This is a genomic window from Zhongshania aquatica (assembly GCF_027257955.1).
Taxonomy (GTDB): Bacteria; Pseudomonadota; Gammaproteobacteria; order Pseudomonadales; family Spongiibacteraceae; genus Spongiibacter; species Spongiibacter aquatica.
Genome location: NZ_JANZNQ010000003.1, coordinates 185646 through 207026, shown reverse-complemented (window position 1 = coordinate 207026; position 21381 = coordinate 185646). Strand labels below are relative to the sequence as shown.

Below are 21381 nucleotides of genomic sequence, written 5' to 3'. Positions count from 1 at the left end.
TTATTCTTCTATTTCGGTAAATGCGCCTTCAAACAGTGCGGAACTTAAATACCGCTCCGCAGAATCGGGTAAAATGACAACAGTGGTTTTGCCCGCATTCTCTGCTCTCGACGCAATGCGTTCCGCTACTGCCATTGCTGCGCCGCTAGAAATTCCAGCAAGAATTCCTTCTTCTTTCATCAGTCTATGTGCCCATTGCATGGCTTCGTCATCAGTAGCCGCTTCTGCAATGTCAACCATATTCAAATCGAGATTGTCCGGTAAAAAGCCGGCACCAATACCTTGGATTTTATGCGGTGCGTGACTCGCTTCTTCGCCGTTTAAGGCGCTGCGAATGAGTGTTGATGAGCTAGGCTCTACTGCGACAGAGGTAATAGCTTTGCCGCAGGTGTTCTTAATATATCGGGAGATACCGGAAATCGTTCCGCCGGTACCGACGCCGCTGACCAGAATGTCGATCTTGCCTTCGGTGTCACGCCAAATTTCTGGGCCAGTTGTGCGCTCATGAATGGCCGGGTTTGCGGGATTGCTAAATTGTTGTGGCATAAAATAAAGGTTTGGGTCACTCGCAACCACTGCTTCAGCCGCGGCAATAGCGCCTTTCATGCCTTTGCTGCCTTCACTAAGAATAAGTTTCGCGCCCAGCGCTAACAATACTTTACGGCGCTCAATGCTCATGGTGTTTGGCATCGTTAGCGTTATCGGATAGCCGCGTGCTGCAGCGACAAATGCTAGTGCGATACCTGTGTTACCGCTAGTAGGTTCCACGATAGCCATTCCTGGTTTTAATTTACCGTCTTGTTCTGCCTGCCAAATCATATTGGCGCCAATGCGACATTTGACGCTATTGGCGGGGTTCCGACTTTCCATTTTCACTAAAATATTGTGCTTGCTGATACGGCTTAGTTTAACCAACGGCGTATTGCCGATGCTTAGGCTGAGGTCGTCGTAGGGGGCGGGCATGGCGGTCTCCATTCGAGGTTGTAGTGTTAAAATCAGGGTGCTTTGACCAATTTTTGTTGAAATTGGGGCCTAAATTCACCGGATTTTTCTATCTAGGTCTACTATAGCTGGCCTTATTTGTAATTGCCTTATAATGTCAGCTTGGGTAGTCTGCTGCGCAATCTTTTTAATTTTCGCTTAGTTTTTGTAAACAGTGCGATATTCTTGCTAGGAAAAACACATGAAATTTACCGGTACTGATTCTTACGTTTCCACTGATGATCTGAGCATGGCAGTCAATGCTGCTGTCGCCTTGCAACGTCCGTTGCTGATTAAAGGTGAGCCGGGCACGGGTAAAACACTGTTGGCTGAGCAGGTCGCGGCATCCTTGGGTAAACCGCTTATTCAGTGGCATATCAAATCAACGACAAAAGCGCAGCAGGGCCTTTACGAATACGATGCGGTTTCACGGCTTCGCGATTCGCAGCTCGGCAATGAAAAAGTGAATGATATTAGCAACTATATCAAGCGCGGTAAGCTCTGGGAGGCATTTGCAGCAGAAGAGCAAGTCGTGTTACTTATCGATGAGATCGACAAGGCGGATATCGAATTTCCCAATGATTTATTGGTGGAGCTTGATCGCATGGAGTTCTTTGTCTATGAGACCGGCGAAACTGTAAAAGCGCTAAAGCGTCCGATTATTATCATTACCAGCAATAATGAAAAAGAATTGCCAGACGCGTTTTTGCGCCGCTGCTTTTTCCATTTCATCACCTTTCCAGATCGCGATACCATGCAGAAAATCATCGCGGTTCACTACCCCGATGTATCAAAGCAGTTGGTAGCTGAGGCCATGGAAGTGTTCTTCGAAATCCGTCAAATTCCGGGTTTAAAGAAAAAACCATCGACGTCTGAGTTGATTGATTGGTTGAAATTGTTGATGGCCGATGAAATTCCAGATGAAATTTTGAAAAACCGCGACGCTAGCAAGGCCATCCCGCCACTTTACGGCGCCCTGCTTAAAAATGAGCAAGATGTGCACCTGCTTGAGCGCTTGGCATTTATGCATCGCCGAGAGAGCCGCGGCTAATATGTTAGTACAATTTTTCCTTGGACTAAGAAACGCCGGTATACCGGTCACCATTCGCGAGCTGCTGGATTTAATTGCTGGTCTTGAAGCGCGCCTGGCCTTTATTGACGTTGATGAGTTTTATCAGCTAGCCCGTGTTTGCATGATTAAGGATGAAAAGTACTATGATCGCTTTGATAAAGCTTTCGGTAGTTATTTTTCTGATTTGAGTTCGCTAGACGATATTATCGAAGCCATGATTCCTGACGATTGGTTGCGCAAGGAGTTTCTAAAGCAGCTTAGCGACGAGGAAAAGGCGAAAATTGAATCCCTCGGCGGGCTAGATAAACTCATTGAAGAGTTTAAAAAACGTCTTGAGGAGCAAAAAGGGCGGCATGCTGGTGGTAACAAATGGATTGGTACTGGCGGAACGTCTCCCTACGGTCACAGCGGTTATAACCCAGAAGGTATTCGAATTGGCGGAGAAAGTACCAATAAGAAGGCCATAAAAGTATGGGAGCGTCGTGATTTTAAAAACCTAGACGATAACGTCGAGCTGGGTACCCGGAATATCAAGGTTGCGCTACGTCGTTTACGTAAGTTTGCCCGTACTGGTGCGGCTGATGAGTTAGATATTAACGATACAATTTCTTCGACTGCAAAAAACGGCGGTATGTTAGATTTAAAAATGGTGCCAGAGCGCCATAACGCGGTAAAGGTGTTGTTATTTTTCGATGTGGGTGGGTCAATGGATCCCCATATTCGGGTCTGTGAGGAGTTGTTTTCCGCTGCGCGAACCGAGTTCAAACACATGGAATACTATTACTTCCACAACTATATCTATGAATCGGTATGGGACAACAATATTCGCCGTCACTCCGAACGCATTCAGTTGCTGGATATTCTGCATAAATACAGTTCTGACTATAAGGTCATCTTTGTGGGTGATGCGTCTATGTCGCCCTATGAGATTGTTCAGCCAGGCGGTAGCGTTGAACACTGGAATGAGGAATCCGGTGAATTGTGGATGCGTCGATTACGTGAGACTTATGAGAAAGTCGCCTGGTTGAATCCCGTACCGCCGCAAGACTGGAACTGGACCCAATCTATAAAGCTGGTTGAGCAGCAAATGGAGGGGCATATGTACCCTATGACCTTAGGCGGGCTAGAGCAGGCAATGGCGTATTTAGCCAAGTAGCTTTAGTGCGTCGTCTAGCCTAGCTATGCGACGCATTTCCTCGTTATTTATTCGCCAAGAAACGCAATCAGTGCCGCAGTAACCGCAACGTTCAATGATTCCACTCCGTTGTGCATGGGTATTTTAAGCATAAGGTCGCAATGGTTTTCGATCTCTTTGCAGACGCCGTCAGTTTCATTACCTAAAACATATATTCGGCTACCGCGATTTTGTTCATCAAAGACCGAGGTTTTTGCGTGTGAAGAGAGGCCGCAGAGTTGCGCGCCGTCTGCTTTCATCCGCGCGAGCTCTTTCGCTAGGTCATCGCAGTAAAACAAAGGTGCTCTAAACAGCGTCCCGGCACTCGCTTTGATCACCATTGCTGTCAATGGGGCGCCGCCGCGACGGGGTAAAATAAGCCCATCTATGCCGCTGGCAGCAACCGATCGGATGATCATACCCATGTTTTGGGGGTTGGTGACCCGGTCTAAGGCGATGTAGCGGCGATTAGCGCTGCATAGTATGTCTTTATTAATTGCGCTGCTCGGTTGGTAAGCTAGCAGTTGTAAATCCGCTGCCACGCCTTGATCCTGTTTGCCGTTTTTAGATATGCGTGACAGTGCTTTTCGGTCGTGAAATTCAATTTCGATTTTGCGTTTTTCGGCAATTTTCTTGATCTCTCGAATGATGCCGTCTTCTTTATTGCTGTCTGCCAAATGCAATTTATATATTTGCATTGTGGTGTCTTGTAGCGCTTCTAATACCGGCTTGCGACCGTATATCGTCAACAGTTGGTCGAAGAACGCTTTTTTCTGCAGGTAGTTTGGATTGCTCATTATCTTGTTTTGCCCTGCGAAAATGTAGGGATGTCGTCTACGCCCATTGCTGAATGCGCGGCGAGAGTGACGTTTTGCGCAGCCGTTTCCAGCCGCGCCGCTATCTCATTAATTTGTCGACCGCTCAGGGTGTCCCTGATACTGCCGGTCGAGAATATTAATTCTGGTTCGCTGCCTTTGCCAAACACCGGTACAGCAATATTGCACACGGCATAACGATGTTCTGGCTCAATTCGATTTAGATGGTAATCCTCGTGGCATAAAGCTTCACGATAATGTTCTGTGGATTGAGCCTGCTGCTCTAAGCTCCAATTCTGGCGGCCCTCGCTTAAGGCGAGTTCTAAGGCTTCCTCTGCGCGCGTTTTTAATGTCACCTCAAAACCGCGAGCGCGAATACCAATGACGGCAATGCGAAGACGCTGATCAAGCTTTTCATCAAACTCGTCGGTCAATTGCGCGCTTTGTAACCATGCTTCAAGATTTTTGGCTGGTGACCACGCGATAAACGCCGCTCCAAGCGGGCCTGCATTTGGCAGACGAAGGCCTAGTTGAAAAGGGAAGTCTAGGGGATTCGTGATGCCGTAATTTGCCAATAACACAAGATGCTTTGCACTGCGCCCAATTACGCCGCAGCCGATATTTAATTCTTTGGTGAGCTTTTCTAGCTCTGGTCTTGCGTATTCAAGTACTGGAAATTGCGCAAAAGCTGCATTGCCGGCAGCTACGATGGAGGGGCCAAGCCGATATTGTTTGTTCTTCTCATCCTGAACTAAAAAGCCATAGGTAATCATGGTGCTTAAAATGGCGTGGCAGGTCGCTTTATTGAGATTCAGGGTTCTTGTTAATTCAGTGAGACCAAATGACTTTTGCGGATGTGCCATTAATAGGTCAAGAATTGAGAGTGCCCTTGCGGTGGGTTTTGAAAACAAATGCAGCTCCGACGAAACATAAGGAAATTGGCAAACTGAAGCCCAAGGCATATTAATCGAAAACGCGTTTGGATTCTTTTGTTTGACTATTTAATTTCATTTCTAGGTATTGATCTATAGTGAATGCAATTGTTTGGTGCGAGGGCACTGTATTTGGGCATGATAATTGCTTTAATGTTGTGCAATTTTTTGAGCTAGTTGCCTCTATTGGTATCCTAAGTTTTTCTTTTGCGCTTATGGGCTGCGGCTTTAGCTTATTAAAATTATCAAAAACAGTAAGTTAAAGCCTAGTTTTTGATCAACTTATCTATTGGGTGCTCGAATGCGAGCTCATTTTTTGCATTTATATGGCGCACAAATTTTGTTTTGTGCTCGCGTATGGTGCGTATAAAGGTTTATTGGGAGACAGTTTTTGATGAATACCACGATAACAAAGCAGCTTCTGCGTAGCGCTGGGGTGTTTGCACTACTTGTTGCCCCGCAATGGGGATTCTCTGACGAGATCAACGGTGCCAATACAGCATGGATATTAACCTCCACAGCGCTAGTGCTGTTCATGACCTTGCCGGGTCTTGCTCTTTTCTATGGTGGATTGGTTCGTAGTAAGAATGTTCTCAGCGTATTGATGCAGTGCTTTAGCATAACCTGCCTTGCCTCACTGCTGTGGGTTGCTGTTGGTTATACCATGGCCTTCTCTGAGGGGTCGGCGTTTGTTGGTGGTCTCAGCAAGGCGTTTTTAGCCGGTGTTCAGGAATCCAGCGTCAGTGGTGATATCCCTGAGACGGTATTCATTATGTTTCAAATGACCTTTGCAATTATAACCCCAGCACTGGTAGTGGGCGGTTTTGCTGAGCGGATACGTTTCTCTGCCGTTATGGCCTTTGCCGCGCTTTGGTTGTTGGCAGTGTATGCGCCCGTCACCCATTGGGTTTGGGGTGGCGGCTGGCTAGCGCAAATGGGATTGCTTGATTTTGCAGGCGGTACTGTTGTGCATATTACCGCAGGTGTAGCCGCACTGGTTGCCGCGATTGTCTTGGGTAAAAGACAAGGTTTTGGACAAATGGCCTTGCCACCACACAATTTGACCATGACGTTTATCGGCGCGGGTATGTTGTGGGTCGGATGGTTTGGTTTCAATGCAGGCAGCGCGCTTGCTGCTGATGGCAATGCGGGCATGGCGATGCTGGTGACCCATTTGTCTGCTGCGGCTGGCTGTCTCACTTGGTCATTTATAGAGTGGATTCGTTACGGTAAGCCAAGTGCTCTAGGCGCAGTAACCGGCATGGTTGCTGGCTTGGGTACCATTACTCCAGCTTCTGGTTATGTCGGGCCAGCGGGTGCAATGGTCATTGGTTTGAGTGCCGGCATCGTGTGTTTTTATTGCACGCTGTGGCTAAAGCAGGTTATTAAAATTGATGACTCTCTAGATGTGTTTCCTGTTCACGGAGTAGGCGGCATATTAGGTACCTTCTTAGCGGGTATTTTCGCGAGTAGCGAGCTAGGTGTGTTCAGTGGCCAAGGTCTGGCTGAGGGCGTTACGATTCTGGCTCAGCTTAAAGTACAGCTCATCGGTATTGGTGCTACCTTTGCGTATACCGCGGTGGTCAGCTTGATTATATTTTTTGTGATCGACAAACTAATTGGTCTGCGTGTAAGCCCAGACGAAGAGGCACAAGGTTTGGATATTACTTGCCATAACGAAGTTGGCTACGATCTATAATCAGCTAACAAAGGTGCTGTACTTGCTTTGCGGCACCTTTGTTTATCTACATGGATACGAGTTCCTATAGAGGCCCTGTTTTCGCGAAGCAGGGCAGCCCCTCATCTATTTAATATCTGCTATTTTCTTAGCAATAAATTTTCAGCCACCTCTTTGTTGATCCTATATTTTGTAAATTTTTGGATTTTGTCGTGCTCTTCCGTTTTGGTATCTTTGGTGGACAGGTATTCGTCTTAAACTATTATTGCAATAATAGTTTGCGCGAGAGATTTTTAGATTTAAGTAACGTTATGCAGGAGTGAGTATGCAGGAGCTGGAATTGTATGGGACGTCAGCCTGTCATCTTTGCGAACAGGCAGAGGCCTTGCTGGCGGAACTGTTGGTCACCGAGCTTACGTGGCGAATTGAGTTAATTGATATTGCTGATGACGACGACATGCTGGAGCGCTATGCAGTGAAAATTCCAATATTAAAAGACGCAGTTGATGGACGAGAATTGACTTGGCCATTTGATGTGCACAGTGTCAAAAATTTTGTCGTACAGGGACGCTAAGATGCCGTTAACGGTTTCTTCACTATGGCAATACCCTGTTAAGTCTCTGGCTGGTGTGCCTTTAAAGCGGATGCAGATAACTAGCTGGGGCCCACATTTAGATCGCCGCTGGATGGTGGTTGATGATCAAGGTCGTTTTGCTACTCAGCGCCAATTGCCAGCGATGAGTAGGTTGGCGGCCTCGCAGACCGAAAGGGGCGTTCGCATTCAATCTTTAGATGATAGCTCACAATTTATTGAGGTCCGCCAACCATCTGATGATTCAGATTCGCTGGTGTCCGTTTGGTCTGACGATTGCGTCGCTTCGGACGCGGGCGACGAGGTTGCAGAGTGGCTGAGGCGTCAACTTGGAAAAGACTTGCGTTTGTGTTTTATGCAAGAAAACACCTTTCGTCAAGTTGATACCCAATATGCTGCAGCAGGAGTTCGGGTGAGTTTTGCAGACGGTTTCCCGTTTTTACTCTGCAGCGATGATTCCGTGGCCGCATTAAGTAAGGCTCTAGGGCGCGACTTGGATATACGACGATTTAGACCGAATATTGTGGTGTCGGGTGCGGAAGCATTTGCAGAGGACTCTTGGCGGCGAATTCGTATTGCTGATGTTGACTTTGAATTAGTAAAACCCTGCGCGCGGTGCGCCATTCCAACGATTAATTTGGATAGCGGTATTCGTGAGCCAGATGTATTTAAACTTCTGCGCACTGAGCGGCAACGCGATGGCGACGTGTTTTTTGGGCAGAATCTTATTCAATGCGGTGAGGGCGATATCGCTGTTGGGCAGCGCGTCGAAATCATTGCTTAGGGTGAGCAAAAGTCACAGGGGCGCGTGCGTGCCCCTGTGATAAGTATCAGTTTTTCTGGGCGGTTACCGTATTTGCTGGGCCTATATTGCGTTCGTGGCTTGCGAGTATGGGTTTATCCAGCTTTAATTTATTGGCATAAATCACACTGAACGCCAGTACATTTTTTATGTATTCGCGCGTTTCACCATAGGGTAGATTCTCGATCCAAATATCTGCGGGAAGTTCTTCTGCTTGGCGAAGAAGTACCCGTTCCACCCGAGACGGGCCTGCATTATAGGCGGCGGTTGCTAAAATACGATTGCCACCAAATTGCTCTAACAGTTGGCCCAGATAAAAGCCGCCCATAGCGATATTTGATTCAGGCGTTACTAAATCTTCGGTCCGTGGTTTCGGTATACCCATTTGTCGAGCAACCGTTCTCGCAGTACCTGGCATCAGTTGCATAATGCCACGAGCACCAACTGGCGAATTTGCGCTCGGCGAGAAGGCGCTTTCTTGTCTCGCAATCGCATAAATCCACTTTAGATCTATGTTTTCCTTCTTCGCGATGCTCTTAAAGGTGTCTTTATAAGGTGTGGGGAAGCGGAGGATAAGGTCATCCCATTCTCCTGCGCGAATGGCGGTCATGATTGACTGGTGAGACCAGCCCCAGTTAAGCGCTAGTTGCGCGGCGGCAACTTGCTCAGCTTTGTTTAAGCTGCGCATACCGTAATTCCACTCTAGCGCCGCAGTGAAGTTTTCACCCAATAGATACAGTTCGCGGGCGCGGTTAATCGCGTCGTGCTGCTCAATTTCGCTTATCAACGCTGGGTCTAGGGTGCGAACCGCTTCTAGTTGATAGTCCTCATTAAGGATGTCGGCGGCCATAAAGCTGTAATAGCCTCGTTCTGCGGCTATTTGCTGCAGAATTAGCTGGGTGCTAACGCTCAATTCGCCTTTTAACTCTATGTCTGCTCGCGCCCACCAGTAGCGCCAGTCGGCTTTTTCGCGTTTGCCAGCGGGCAAGAACTGTACTGTTCGCTGTACGGCTTCCCAATCGCCGTCTTTTAAAGCAAGGCGGATTCGCCATTCTGTTAGGTAAGGGTCTTCGTAATTTGGATCGTTAGCCATAACCCAGTCGCGGGTATAATCCGCGTCACTGGCGATAATCTGTCTCGCTAAGCTATCTCGCAGTGCGTAATTTTGCGCCGGCGTGAATTTGAGCTGACGATCTAACTGGTGCCAGAGTATATTGGTTTTTTCAAAGTCTCCCTTGGCTAGTCTTTTCAGGGCGTGAACAGCAACCGCTCGGCTGCGCGCGTTGGCGGGCAAGTTCATACCGACAGAAGCAAGTCGGTCAGGATTTTGTAATAAACTGACGTACTTATCTGAACCGCTTGTTTTACCTATTAAGTAGCGAGCCATATCATTCTGGCCCTTATCTAAAGCGAGTTCTGCGCGTAACCAGTATTGATTCTCTACCTCAGTTGTGTTTAATCGAGCCAGCCACTGATTGATAGGAATATCGCATTCTTTGGGGAGTGAATAGGGGGTTTGCCATAGGTCTGCAATGGCGGTATCGGCTTTCTTATGGTCGCCGATTTGACGCAGAGCATAGGCGTAATAGCAACTGGTCGCCGTAGATGAGTTCTTTTGGTAGTAACGAACAAACTGCGGCCAATCTCGGCTGCGCAGAAGCTTGTTGAGCCAAGAAATCCGAATACGTTGGCCGACAATGGTGTCACCGTATTGTTGTAGGTAGACATCAATGGTCTGTGGAGAGATGTTATTGATTTGCGCTTTGACTAACTCAAGCTCTAAATATGGCATTAGGGCGTAGTTATTCAGCTTCGGAACGAGCTTTTCGGCATTGATAAGGCGGCCGCGGCTGATTTCATCGATGGCTTCGCGGTATAATCGCCGGCTTTCGTCGAGGCTAGGGTCGGCAAACGCCTGAATAATCGGCGTTGTTAGGATGAAAAAAAGTAGAGAGAGGCGTTTCATTTCCCTGCAGCCTTATAGAACATCATGAATTTCCTTAAGTAGCCTACTTATCACCGTTGATATTAAGCAGCTTATCGCTGCTTACACATTGGATCAAATATATGCCTTTGTTACGTGCCACACAATTACATCACAGTATTGGACAGCAGATTGTGTTGGATAACGCAGAATTACAATTAGAAGCGGGCGATCGTGTTTGCTTATTGGGTCGCAATGGCTGCGGTAAGTCTACATTACTGCGCATTGTAGATGGCAATACAGTTGTCGATTCCGGCGATATCTGGCGTCAACCGGGCGTGAAAATAGCGCGTATGGAGCAGACGTTGGATTTCGCTTCCCCGGAGGAAACGATTTACGACGTTGTTGCTGACGGTTTGGCCGGTTTAGGCAAAATCTTGCGTCGCTATCACGAGCTTATCCACGGGGAGATGGGGGATAAAGAGCTAAACGAACTGGAAAAGCTGCAAAGAGAAATAGAAGTTAATGACGGTTGGCTATTCCAGCAACGAATTGAAAATATTCTGTCGCGTTTAGAGTTGGATGCGGAGGCAACAGTATGCAGCCTGTCCGGTGGCTGGCGTCGCCGCGTTGCACTTGCCCGCGCCTTGGTGTGCGAACCGGATATTTTATTGCTGGACGAACCCACCAACCATTTGGATTTGGACGGTATATTGTGGTTAGAGCAATGTGTTATGTCCTTTCAGGGTTGCGTGTTGTTCGTAACCCATGACCGGGCCCTCATAGAAAAATTGGCGACCCGTATCGTCGAATTGGATCGTGGTATCCTCACTAATTACGACACCAATTACAGTCGTTATCTTGAATTGCGAGAGCACGCGCTCGAAGTAGAGGCGGAGCAGAATGCGTTGTTTGATAAGCGTCTAGCCCAGGAAGAGGTGTGGATACGTCAGGGAATTAAGGCGCGTCGTACTCGTAACGAAGGTCGTGTTCGCGCCTTAGAAAAAATGCGTAACGAGCGTTCCGAAAGGCGCAACGTCACGGGTTCGGCGAGTCTGAGTGTAAATCTGGGCGACAAAACCGGCAAAGTGGTTGCGGAACTTACCGATGTTACTTTTGAGGTGCCGGGTAAATTGCTGGTCGACAAGCTGTCTTTGTTAGTTTGTCGTGGCGATAAATTGGCGTTGATTGGCCCCAATGGCGCTGGCAAAACAACCTTGTTGCGATTAATTCTTGGCGAGCTAAGTCCACAGTCGGGCACCGTGAAGGCGGGAACGAAACTTCAAGTCGCGTACTTTGATCAGCTACGCGATCGTTTAGACGAAAATAAACGCGTCGTAGATATCGTCGGCCAAGGTCGTGATGCCGTCACTATAAATGGTAAAGACCGCCATATTATGAGTTATCTCGGCGACTTCTTATTTACCCCGGAGCGTGCGCGTAGTCATTTTGGTGTTTTATCCGGTGGGGAGCGCGCGCGTGTTCAATTGGCTTGCTTGTTCAGTCAACCAGCCAATGTTCTAGTGATGGATGAGCCAACGAATGACTTGGACATGGAAACCCTCGAATTACTAGAGAGTTTGTTAGTCGATTTTTCAGGCACGGTATTATTGGTGAGTCATGACCGGTCATTTGTCGACAGTGTCGCGAGCAGCTGCCTATTGTTTGAAGGCAATGGCCAGATTAGCGAGCATGTTGGTGGTTATACGGAGGTGTCTAACTACAAGGCACGTGCAGCTGCGCAGCAAAAAGCTGTAGTCAACACTAAAGAAACTCCGTCTGCGGCGATTGCTCCTGCAGTTACAGCATCACCTGCCGCAAAGACTCGCAAGCTAAGTTATAAAGATCAGCGTGAGTTAGATAGTTTGCCCGCAAAAATAGAAGCTCTCGAAGCTAAAATAGCTAAATTGGGTGAAACTACAGGTGATCCTGCGTTTTATCAGCAGGATGGCGAAAAAGTAAGTCAAACCCTCGATCAGCTCAGTAGCGTCCAGCTCGAGCTAGACGCATGCATGGAGCGCTGGATTGAGCTCGCCGATTGAGTTTGGTCTATTTATTTTGTCCAACACGGACGGCGAGCACATCACATGTCGCGCCGTGTAGGACACCATTCGCCGTTGAACCAAGAAGTAGTGCGAGTCCTTTGCGGCCATGGCTACCAACAATGATTAGATCCGCCTTAAGAGTTTGGCAGAGCTCGTGAACCTGAGCGTCGGGTCGTCCACTAAGTAGGTGGCAGTTGGCCAAGTCGACATTCGCCCGTTTGGCGTGTTGGTGTAGCGATTCTTCGGCTTGGGTTTGCAATTGTTCCTGTACGCTAGAAAAATCCATAGGAATGTCGCCGCCATAGGCTAGGTTCAATGGTTCTACTACATGGACTAGATGCAGCGCGGCGTTCTCTGCGGATGCCATTGCCGTGGCTCGCTCTAATACCGCATCGGCTTCTTCTGATAGGTCCAATGCAGCGAGGATGCATCGATAATTTGGCATATCTTTCTCCTTTTGTGTTCGCAATTTACCTCGCTATTAAGGTATAAAGCCTGCCATCTGTCCAGTGAACTCAACGGAGCGCCCTTATGGGTTGGTTAATTGCCATTGTTGTTATCGGGTTTATGCTGGCACCGGTTTTGTGGATATTGCCTTCTCGACGGCAGTCACAGCAGGCTGAAATACGGGCGCTTGCTCGTAAATTGGGCCTGTCGGTGAAAGTGGTTGCCATGCCTAAAACACGACGAGCCAAAGTCCGTCGTGAAGATGACCTATTCGGCGTGTGCTACACCCGATTGATCCACACTAAAAAGGCCCAATCGGCTTGGAAATATTGGTTGGTCGCCGTGCCAGAGGGCGATGACGACTCCACGTCGGTGGATTCTGCAACGGTTGAACTCATCGAGAAGCATCGGCATTTACTGCCGCGAGACGCTAGCATGCTTGAATTAACCCCATTGGGTCTCAATATCTATTGGCGAGAGAATCACGCAGATAGTGATGTTGTGACTAATATTGCGGAATGTCTCAACGGGATTATTGCAGAGGGCGGTCTGGAAGCGGGAGTGGCACATGTCGAGCAATAGAGTTGGCGACGAAAAGTTGTTGCCCGGACGTTATCGTCATTACAAGGGCGGTGAATATTATGTCTACGAGGTGGCAACCCACAGCGAGACTGAAGAATTAGTTGTTGTTTATCGGCCGCTTTATGGTGAGGCCGCGCTTTGGGTTAGACCCCTTGATATGTTTACAGAAGTAATTGAATTTGAAGGGAAACCCAAAGCAAGATTTGAGTTTATTAGTCCCGCTGATGGATCAACTTTGTAGCTGTGCGGCAAGTGAAGTAATGACACTCCACTCTTGACCCTAGCGAATTGAACACTTATATATGTCGCCTCTCGCCGTTAAGGCGTCACACGTTTACGTACTTTTTAGAAGGATAATATGGGCAAATCTTTAGTTATTGTGGAGTCGCCGGCAAAGGCGAAGACCATTAACAAGTATCTGGGAAACGATTACATCGTTAAGTCCAGTATTGGCCATATTCGCGATTTACCGACAAGTGGTAGTAGCAAATCAACACCAGTTGACGCTAAACAGCGGGCAAAGGCGGCCGCCTTGACTCGTAAGATGTCACCGGATGAAAAGGAAATTCACAAAAAGACCAAGGCTCGTGAACAATTGGTCGGTCGTATGGGTATTGATCCTGAAAACGATTGGAAAGCGCGCTACGAAATACTGCCGGGCAAGGAAAAGGTGGTTGCGGAGCTTAAAAAACTCGCAGAGAACGCAGACACCATCTATCTCGCGACGGATTTGGACCGCGAGGGAGAGGCCATTGCATGGCATTTGCGCGAGTCCATCGGTGGTGATGACAGCCGTTATAAGCGAGTAGTGTTCAATGAAATAACCAAAAAGGCGATTAAAGCGGCGTTTGAAAAGCCGACTGAACTTGATATCGACCGTGTTAATGCTCAGCAGGCGCGACGTTTTCTTGATCGTGTCGTTGGCTATATGGTGTCGCCTTTGCTGTGGGCAAAAATCGCCAGAGGCCTATCGGCTGGGCGTGTGCAATCAGTGGCAGTGCGCTTAATTGTTGATCGCGAAAAAGAGATACGTGCCTTTATTCCGGAAGAGTACTGGCAGATCCATACCGATAATTCGGCGTCGTCGGGCAACTTACGTCTTGAGGTGAAAAAGCAGGCTGGGGAAAATTTCCGCCCAGATAACGAAGCCGCCGCAATGGCCGCGACTGCCACCTTAAAACAAGCTGCATACAAGGTCAGCGCGAGGGAAGATAAGCCGACTAAGAGTCACCCTGGCGCGCCGTATATAACCTCTACGCTTCAGCAAGCGGCGAGCACACGTCTCGGCTTTGGCGTTAAAAAGACCATGATGATGGCCCAGCGACTGTATGAAGCGGGTTACATCACCTATATGCGTACTGATTCGACAAATCTGAGCGTGGATGCGGTTGCAGCTTGTCGAGATTATATTTCGTCTAATTTTGCTAAATCCTATCTGCCAGAGTCACCGCGCTCGTATTCCAGCAAAGAAGGTGCACAGGAAGCGCATGAGGCGATTAGACCTTCAGACGTTACCGTTGAACCGACGCAATTGGCCGGTATGGAGCGTGATGCTGAGCGTTTGTACACTTTAATCTGGCGTCAGTTTGTAGCCTGTCAAATGGCCTCTGCAGATTTTACCAGCACGTCTATTACTGTCACTGCTGGCGATTTCGAGCTTCGTACCCGTGGTCGGGTTGTGCGATTTGACGGCTATATGAAAGTTCAGCCGCCGGGTGTTGCTAAAAAAGAAGACGATCAAGAGTTGCCTGATGTAAAAGTCGGTGAGGCACTTAAACTGGTAAAAGTAGATCCGACTCAGCATTTCACTAAACCGTCGCCGCGTTATTCAGAAGCGGCGTTGGTAAAAGAGTTAGAAAAGCGCGGTATTGGTCGTCCGTCCACCTATGCGTCTATCATCTCAACGATCCAGGACCGTGGCTACGTTAAGGTAGAGAATCGCCGGTTTTACGCAGAAAAAATGGGCGATATTGTTACTGATCGTTTAGTCGAAAGCTTTAGTAATTTGCTTGATTATAGTTTTACCGCGCGGATGGAAGAGTTATTAGATGCCGTCGCAGCAGGCGATAAAAATTGGAAGCAGCTATTAAATGAGTTTTACGGTGATTTCCGTAAAACCCTTGACGCCGCTGAAGCCGTTGACGCGGGTATGCGGCTTAATGCGCCTACAGGAACGGACATTCCCTGTCCTAACTGTGGTCGTCCAATGCAGATTCGAACGGCGAGCACTGGCGTTTTTCTCGGCTGCTCTGGCTATGCATTGCCGCCAAAAGAGCGTTGTAAACAGACAATTAATTTGGTTTCAGGCGATGATTTTGTCAGCGTCGATAGCGATGATGACGAAGCCGAATCTAAGTTATTACGTAGCAAAAAACGCTGTAAATTATGTAATACCGCGATGGATAGCTATGTCATTGATGCGTCTCGGAAACTCCATATTTGTGGTAATAACCCCGACTGCGCAGGGTATGAGATAGAAGAGGGTAGTTTTAAAGTCAAAGGTTACGAGGGGCCGCTTATCGAGTGCGATAAATGTGGCTCTGATATGCAGTTAAAAACAGGCCGTTTTGGTAAGTACTTCGGCTGCACCAGTGATGACTGTAAAAACACCCGTAAATTGCTCCGCAGTGGTGAAGCAGCGCCGCCGAAAATGGATCCGGTACCAATGCCGGATTTGAAATGTGAGAAGGTGGACGACCACTATATCTTACGTGATGGGGCGTCTGGTTTGTTTCTGGCTGCCAGTGGCTTCCCACGAAATCGTGAGACCCGTGCGCCGTTGGTGAAAGAAATATTGCCATTCCGTAGTCAGATAGATGATAAATATGCCTTCCTCTTCGATGCGCCAGTAAAGGACAAAGAGGGCCGAGATACCGTTATTCGTTACAGCAGAAAAACCAAAGAACAATATGTGCAAACCGAGGTTGATGGTAAGCCATCGGGCTGGGCTGCATTTTATGAAAATGGTAAGTGGCTGGTTCGTGAAAAAGCGGCGAAAAAAGCCAAGGCAGCAAAGTAGCTACAACTATTTAGCCCAAGAGCGCTGGAGCGTGTATGAAAGAAAGTTTTCGTGGGCAATGTAATTTGCACGTGTATTTTGCTGAACAGTACTTTGCGCAAATTAACGATATGGACGCCGATCAGTGGGGCGGGCACTTCAAACGAGCTACTACCGAATCAATGATTTGGCAGCTTATGTTGGCGTATCAGAGTCATTTGGCAGACCTAGTGGATCAGCAGCCCAAATTTGGCTTGCCTATCCCTCAGGGGGTGTTTTACGCCCAATCATTTGCGGCGTTAGAGTTACCTCCGGAAATTGATGAGTTGGCTGATCGCGAAGCACAGCCTGGCTGGCTAAATTCTTTGGTTAATTATCCCTTTTTACAGACCGCAGTTGCCTCGTCAGCAGGCCTTATTGCTAGTGATGCGGCTAGTGTTGGTCGGGTTGATTTGGATTTAGAGGAATGTCTCGCTGAGCTGAAGTCACTAATTGCTCGTCATCGTGCGACCTTAATGGAATATTGATGGAGTTGGCCTAGGGCTGGACGGGTTTGCTACAATAAGGTCGCGACACGCCGTGTTGGCGTTAGTAACTTCAAGGAAATTTTTGTGTTGTCATATTTAGAACTCGTCGAGCTTGATAACGGTGATATCGTTTTACAGCGTTCAGAAGGTGATGAGAACCCTCTGGTGACGATAAAATTCTCAAAGGAAACCCGCGATCACATTGTTGGCTCTGCGCTAGATGTTGCCCGCGCCATGGTTCAAGCGGGTATTGAAGCGGCTGCTATGTCAGCGGGCAGTGAAGGATTTGATGAGGACGATGATGAGGACGACCAAGAGTTAGAATCAAAAATCGTCCATTGAGTAGCTTAAGACTGCATAAAAATGACAAGGCACTCAGCGTTGCCAGCGAGTGCTGCGTTCTCTAGCGCGATACGCTCATCCTCTCTCAGTGGTCTCTCCAGCAGAATCGCAACAGTATGACTTTTACCGCGTTCTAATGCTCTTATCGCTATCTCGCTAAGGTCACGTGTGCTATTAGATACCACTTGTAAAATCTTTTGGCCATTTTGACTAGTCCCCGAGTTTAGCAAGGGCTTTAAAGGCCGATCAGCAACCCAGCAGAGCCAGCGTTGATCATCGTTGCCGCTTAGCTCCACCATCATTGCTGCGAGCATGGGTCGCGATAAATGAGCGTCACTACGCATGCTTATTTCGGTTACTAAGCCGTTGCCCGTATCTGGGACCGCGGTGTAATGTAGGGGCATTTGCTCTAGACAAGTCATAATTTTTAACTCCCGCGCCTTAAAACACCAACACTTAAACCTTCGATGGCAAATTCCTGCTCTCTTAAATCCACCTCAATTGGGGCGTAATCTGGATTTTCTGCAATGAGAGAAATATGGAATTTGCTTTTTTGTTGCTGGAAACGTTTGACCGTGACTTCATTATCGATGCGTGCAACCACGATTTGTCCGTTGCGAACCTCTGTAGTGCGATGGACTGCGAGGAGGTCGTCATCGAAAATACCCGCATTTATCATGCTGTCGCCTTTTACACGGAGAAAATAATCTGCACTTGGCGAAAAGATTGAACCCGGCATGTCGCAGTAATCTTCTATATTCGCTTCGGCAAGGATCGGATTACCTGCGGCAACTCGGCCGATAATGGGTAAGCCAAGGTATTCAGGAAGTCGAATCCCCCGAGACGCGCCGGCAATAATTTCAATAGCGCCTTTACGTGCTAAGGCCTTGAGGTGTTCTTCAGCTGCATTAGGGGATTTAAAACCAAGCTGCCTGGCAATGTCTGCCCGAGTAGGTGGGTAGCCGGTCTCGCCGATATGATCTTTGATCAGCTGTAGAACTTCACTTTGTCTTGCGGTCAGCTTTTCCATAATGTGCGCATCTGGTTACTTATACAGTAACTGTTATTATATACAGTAGATTGCGGATGGCAACAGTAATTTTAAAACTAAAGAAATAGGGAATAAAAAAACCTGCGTGAGCAGGTTCGAGTTAAGGGAGGCGTTATGGTGAATGTTAAAACGGAAAACTAATATTCGTCGGTAATGCCGTTTATGATATCCGATTCAATCTCAGACAGTGGATTCCAGCTTTCTGGTACCATGGTGTCATCTAAAAAACGATAGTCGTCATCGCATAATTCAAAGGCGTTTCGCCAATCTTCCGGTTCTTCAATGCTTTCTAAGTTAAGCAGTCGCCAGCTGTCTAGATCATATTGGCATAGCTCGCCGTCAATCAGCTGTGCCTCTATAGAGTCGCTGTCGTAATCTATTGCAACGACTTCAAATAATTGACTAGATTCCAAGTCTTTGTACCAATACCCGATTTGTGGTCTTATTGCGGCCATGATATTCGCCTCCGTTAATCTACGATCCCAAACTAACACTTAAGAAATTGCTGTCCAGTAAGTATTTTTCACGACATCTGCTGTACTGTGCTGGGGTTTTGCTTAGTGCTTTTATACAATTAGCTGTGTATTCAGCTGCATAGGCGATTTTTTTGACCTTATTTTGTAATTTACAACATGGGTTTTTATGGTGCATTTATCTAAGAGCGGTGTGTTTAGAAATGAAATTGTATAGAGGAACATTGAGGATGCAGGAATGCTAGCGCAGTGGTGGGCTAATTTTCAGCCTGAGGAATATCCTTGGTTAGGTGATGTGTTTTTACTCGTACTTGTTTTGTTAACACTAAACCTAGTGCTCACTAGATTGACGATACATCTTACGAAGAAGTTTGCGAGCACCCGTAATCTTTGGGATGACGCTCTGTTGGAGGCAGCAAAGCGTCCGGCTCTTTTAATGATTTGGGCTGTGGGTGGAAGTCATATATTACAGATCATTGGTGAGTCGTCAGATGCTGAAGTATTTTCAGCACTGGATTCACTCAGAGCAGTTGGCGTTGTATTAATAATTGCTTGGTTCTTAGTGAGTTTGGTTCGGCAGATAGAGTTGCGTTTGTTATCTGACGACTACACCGCTAAAGATGAGCCAATTGATCAAACGACGGTCATGGCGTTGGGTAAGTTGGTACGCTCGGCGATCATAATTGTGTCAGCGCTAATGGTATTGCAGAACTTGGGCTACAGTATTTCAGGCGTCTTGGCTTTCGGCGGTATCGGCGGTATTGCGGTGGGGTTTGCGGCCAAGGATTTGCTGGCGAACTTTTTCGGTGGCTTGATGGTATACCTAGATCGGCCATTTTCCGTAGGCGATTGGATTCGTTCTCCAGATAAAAATATTGAGGGCACGGTCGAAAATATTGGCTGGCGCCAAACGCGTATTCGCACCTTTGATCAGCGTCCGCTCTACGTACCGAACGCTACGTTTTCTCAAATTTCAGTAGAAAACCCATCGCGGATGTCAAATCGCCGAATATACGAAACTATCGGTGTGCGCTACCAAGACGCTGCGGTGGTGCCAGAAATCATTATCCAAGTTAAGGCAATGCTGGAAGATCACGCGGATATCGATTTAGGTAAGACCTTGATCGTCAATTTTAATCAGTATAATGCCTCGTCCTTAGACTTCTTCGTATACACCTTTACCAAAACCACAAACTGGGTTGAATACCACGGTATCAAACAAGATGTACTACTGAAAATTCTCGATATTATTCATGGTTTGGGTGCAGATGTTGCCTTCCCAACGACGACAGTAAAGCTAGATCCTATTTCTATTCAGCATGCGCAAACGCGTGAAACGGAGCAGTAATTACATGAGTAAAACTATTGCGGTCATTGGCGGCACGGGATTGTGCGATTGGCCGGGAGCCGAAGTCCTCGACGAAAAGGCAGTGCAAACAACTTATGGCGAACCCAGTGCAATGTTGCAGCGGATTCGCTATGAGGGCGCGGAGTTTTTGTTCCTAGCAAGGCACGGGAAGGGCCACCAAATTCCACCCCATTCAATTAACTATCGTGCGAATATTGCCGCGCTAAAGCAGGTTGGTGTAGATGCCTTGGTTTCAGTTAACGCGGTTGGCGGCATTAGTGAGCGGTTTGTAGCGGGTGTCATAGCAATACCTGATCAAATCAACGATTACACTTGGGGCCGAGAACACACGTTTTTTGATGGCAGCAATGGCAAGGTGGAGCATGTGGATTTTAGCTATCCCTATAGTCAGGATCTTCGTTCTAGACTTGCTAATGCTGCAGTAGATGCCGATATTGCCTTTGAGGACTACGGCGTATACGCAGTAACACAGGGGCCGCGCTTGGAGACGGCAGCGGAAATTCGCCGTTTAGGGCGTGATGGTAATGATATTGTCGGTATGACGGCGATGCCTGAGGCGAGTTTGGCTCGCGAAGCTGGTATTGAGTACGCGTCTATTGCCTTGGTAGTTAATCCCGGTGCTGGTCTGACGGACACCATTATTACAATGGAAGATATTCAGACCGTCATTGATACCGGCATGTTGCAGGTGAAGTCCATTTTAGCGCATTGCATCGCGGCTTATTGAGCCGCGTTTTCTGCTGTCGGCTCAATAGAACTGGCGGGTATTTCTTTTATTTTAGTGATTTTAATAATGACGCCAAAACGCGGGTGATCGATAAAATGTAGCTCATCGCTGCGCATCCGTCTTTGCTGTTTCATCACTACGATTTGATCAATAGGGTAATCGTTGGATTGCGTTTGAGCTTGGTTTGTTTGTGGCGAGTATCCAGGGTTTTGCCTTAAGAATTCTGCGTATTCTGGGCTGGATTCAAATTCTTCGTCGACAAAAGAAGTTTCCTCTTCTTCTGGCTCATTAAAGCTCAATGGCTGCTTCGGAAGATAGAAATTGCCGCCGCGATCACCAAAAGTACTCAGCCATAAATTGGTGTCTACGTGTAGGTAGCGCTCAACGGCAACGCGAATATATCCCTCTAGCTCGTAGTGGTTGCCGTATTGTTTGCCCCCTTGTACGAGTATGGCGGGCGCCTTTTTTCGTGAACTTAAATCTTGCTGCCAGCTTGCTTTCAACAAGGGCTTGTAGCGTGAAGACAGTTTCAGAGAGTTCAGTGTTTTCTCAAACTCGGGGTCCATGTAGTCAACTTTTTGTAAAGTGCTGCCGCCATTGTTGATACGTACCCAGTTGCGGGGGTAGCGCAGATGCAGATTGTCAGGCCAGTCTTCTTCGTAGCGACTGGCTTGATCGTTATTTGCAAATACAACTAGGTCTATATGAAAGCGGTTATCGTTTTGACTTAAGGCGACACCACTGAAGCTGAGCAGTAATACTGCTAGCAAGCTGGCAACTGTGTGGTAACGACGGCGTCGGCGATGCAGTGTGTTCATATTTATATCTCTAATCTTTTTGTCGCTGCGTT

General features: G+C 47.6%; 22 protein-coding genes. 13 read left to right on the top strand and 9 right to left on the bottom strand.

Features of this window, described 5'->3' with window-relative positions; translation table 11 throughout:
- Window positions 1-963, bottom strand: a complete 963-nt coding sequence (gene cysK, locus O9X78_RS04325) for a cysteine synthase A (protein WP_269618384.1) — start codon at window positions 961-963, stop codon at window positions 1-3.
- 220 nt (window positions 964-1183) lie between these two features.
- Here cysK and O9X78_RS04320 point away from each other — a divergent pair, with 220 nt between their 5' ends.
- Window positions 1184-2032, top strand: coding sequence for an AAA family ATPase (locus O9X78_RS04320; protein ID WP_269618383.1), 849 nt, complete (start codon window positions 1184-1186; stop codon window positions 2030-2032).
- Between the two features lies 1 nt (window position 2033).
- The gene (locus tag O9X78_RS04315; RefSeq protein WP_269618382.1) at window positions 2034-3209 is read left to right on the top strand and encodes a vWA domain-containing protein; all 1176 of its coding nucleotides are present in this window, start codon (window positions 2034-2036) and stop codon (window positions 3207-3209) included.
- Window positions 3210-3256: 47 nt separating this feature from the next.
- On the opposite strand, the gene O9X78_RS04310 is transcribed toward O9X78_RS04315, so the two are convergent.
- Both O9X78_RS04310 and O9X78_RS04305 read right to left on the bottom strand, forming a co-directional pair.
- Entirely contained in the window at window positions 3257-4024 is a 768-nt protein-coding gene (locus O9X78_RS04310; protein WP_435056043.1) for a TrmH family RNA methyltransferase, read from the bottom strand.
- A complete protein-coding gene (locus O9X78_RS04305) occupies window positions 4024-4953 on the bottom strand; it encodes an IclR family transcriptional regulator (RefSeq protein ID WP_269618381.1) in 930 nt (309 codons plus the stop codon). Before O9X78_RS04305 ends, O9X78_RS04310 begins: the two co-directional genes overlap by 1 nt.
- 415 nt (window positions 4954-5368) lie before the next feature.
- Here O9X78_RS04305 and O9X78_RS04300 point away from each other — a divergent pair, with 415 nt between their 5' ends.
- The 3 genes from O9X78_RS04300 to O9X78_RS04290 all read left to right on the top strand — a co-directional run bounded on the left by O9X78_RS04300 (window position 5369) and on the right by O9X78_RS04290 (window position 8028).
- Window positions 5369-6673, top strand: coding sequence for an ammonium transporter (locus O9X78_RS04300; RefSeq protein WP_269618380.1), 1305 nt, complete (start codon window positions 5369-5371; stop codon window positions 6671-6673).
- 304 nt (window positions 6674-6977) lie between these two features.
- On the top strand, window positions 6978-7226 hold the full coding sequence (locus O9X78_RS04295; RefSeq protein WP_269618379.1) for a glutaredoxin family protein: 249 nt from the start codon (window positions 6978-6980) through the stop codon (window positions 7224-7226).
- A 1-nt stretch (window position 7227) separates the two neighbouring features.
- Complete coding sequence (locus O9X78_RS04290) at window positions 7228-8028, top strand: MOSC domain-containing protein (protein ID WP_269618378.1); 801 nt, start codon at window positions 7228-7230, stop codon at window positions 8026-8028.
- 46 nt (window positions 8029-8074) lie between these two features.
- Here the strand turns inward: O9X78_RS04290 and O9X78_RS04285 are convergent, their stop codons facing one another.
- Window positions 8075-10012: a transglycosylase SLT domain-containing protein gene (locus O9X78_RS04285; protein WP_269618377.1), complete on the bottom strand. Its 1938-nt coding sequence runs from the start codon at window positions 10010-10012 to the stop codon at window positions 8075-8077.
- Between the two features lie 101 nt (window positions 10013-10113).
- On the opposite strand from O9X78_RS04285, the gene O9X78_RS04280 reads away from it, so the two are divergent.
- Window positions 10114-12012 (top strand): ATP-binding cassette domain-containing protein, encoded by a 1899-nt coding sequence (locus tag O9X78_RS04280; RefSeq protein WP_269618376.1) that lies wholly within the window; start codon window positions 10114-10116, stop codon window positions 12010-12012.
- Between the two features lie 7 nt (window positions 12013-12019).
- On the opposite strand, the gene O9X78_RS04275 is transcribed toward O9X78_RS04280, so the two are convergent.
- Window positions 12020-12460: a universal stress protein gene (locus tag O9X78_RS04275; protein ID WP_269618375.1), complete on the bottom strand. Its 441-nt coding sequence runs from the start codon at window positions 12458-12460 to the stop codon at window positions 12020-12022.
- Between the two features lie 86 nt (window positions 12461-12546).
- Here O9X78_RS04275 and O9X78_RS04270 point away from each other — a divergent pair, with 86 nt between their 5' ends.
- The 5 genes from O9X78_RS04270 (at window position 12547) to O9X78_RS04250 (ending at window position 16911) form a co-directional block, all read left to right on the top strand.
- Window positions 12547-13044, top strand: a complete 498-nt coding sequence (locus O9X78_RS04270) for a hypothetical protein (RefSeq protein WP_269618374.1) — start codon at window positions 12547-12549, stop codon at window positions 13042-13044.
- On the top strand, window positions 13031-13285 hold the full coding sequence (locus tag O9X78_RS04265) for a DUF1653 domain-containing protein (RefSeq protein ID WP_269618373.1): 255 nt from the start codon (window positions 13031-13033) through the stop codon (window positions 13283-13285). Before O9X78_RS04270 ends, O9X78_RS04265 begins: the two co-directional genes overlap by 14 nt.
- Before the next feature lie 117 nt (window positions 13286-13402).
- Complete coding sequence (gene topA / locus O9X78_RS04260) at window positions 13403-16063, top strand: type I DNA topoisomerase (protein WP_269618372.1); 2661 nt, start codon at window positions 13403-13405, stop codon at window positions 16061-16063.
- A gap of 35 nt (window positions 16064-16098) precedes the next feature.
- Complete coding sequence (locus O9X78_RS04255; RefSeq protein WP_269618371.1) at window positions 16099-16569, top strand: hypothetical protein; 471 nt, start codon at window positions 16099-16101, stop codon at window positions 16567-16569.
- Between the two features lie 84 nt (window positions 16570-16653).
- Window positions 16654-16911: a hypothetical protein gene (locus tag O9X78_RS04250; protein WP_269618370.1), complete on the top strand. Its 258-nt coding sequence runs from the start codon at window positions 16654-16656 to the stop codon at window positions 16909-16911.
- 5 nt (window positions 16912-16916) lie between these two features.
- On the opposite strand, the gene O9X78_RS04245 is transcribed toward O9X78_RS04250, so the two are convergent.
- From O9X78_RS04245 to O9X78_RS04235, 3 genes are all read right to left on the bottom strand, one after another.
- The gene (locus O9X78_RS04245) at window positions 16917-17333 is read right to left on the bottom strand and encodes a SulA-like leucine-rich domain-containing protein (RefSeq protein ID WP_269618369.1); all 417 of its coding nucleotides are present in this window, start codon (window positions 17331-17333) and stop codon (window positions 16917-16919) included.
- Between the two features lie 5 nt (window positions 17334-17338).
- Window positions 17339-17941: a transcriptional repressor LexA gene (gene lexA / locus O9X78_RS04240; RefSeq protein ID WP_269618368.1), complete on the bottom strand. Its 603-nt coding sequence runs from the start codon at window positions 17939-17941 to the stop codon at window positions 17339-17341.
- Window positions 17942-18099: 158 nt separating this feature from the next.
- Window positions 18100-18417 carry a DUF6763 family protein gene (locus O9X78_RS04235; protein WP_269618367.1) on the bottom strand — a complete coding sequence of 106 codons (318 nt, stop codon included), beginning with the start codon at window positions 18415-18417 and terminating at the stop codon, window positions 18100-18102.
- 256 nt (window positions 18418-18673) lie between these two features.
- Between O9X78_RS04235 and O9X78_RS04230 the strand changes: the two genes are divergently transcribed.
- The gene (locus O9X78_RS04230) at window positions 18674-19783 is read left to right on the top strand and encodes a mechanosensitive ion channel family protein (protein ID WP_269618366.1); all 1110 of its coding nucleotides are present in this window, start codon (window positions 18674-18676) and stop codon (window positions 19781-19783) included.
- Window positions 19784-19787: 4 nt separating this feature from the next.
- A complete protein-coding gene (locus tag O9X78_RS04225; RefSeq protein WP_269618365.1) occupies window positions 19788-20531 on the top strand; it encodes an S-methyl-5'-thioinosine phosphorylase in 744 nt (247 codons plus the stop codon).
- Here the strand turns inward: O9X78_RS04225 and O9X78_RS04220 are convergent.
- Window positions 20525-21349 carry a CsiV family protein gene (locus O9X78_RS04220; RefSeq protein ID WP_269618364.1) on the bottom strand — a complete coding sequence of 275 codons (825 nt, stop codon included), beginning with the start codon at window positions 21347-21349 and terminating at the stop codon, window positions 20525-20527. The genes O9X78_RS04225 and O9X78_RS04220 overlap by 7 nt on opposite strands.
- Window positions 21350-21381: the final 32 nt, after the last annotated feature.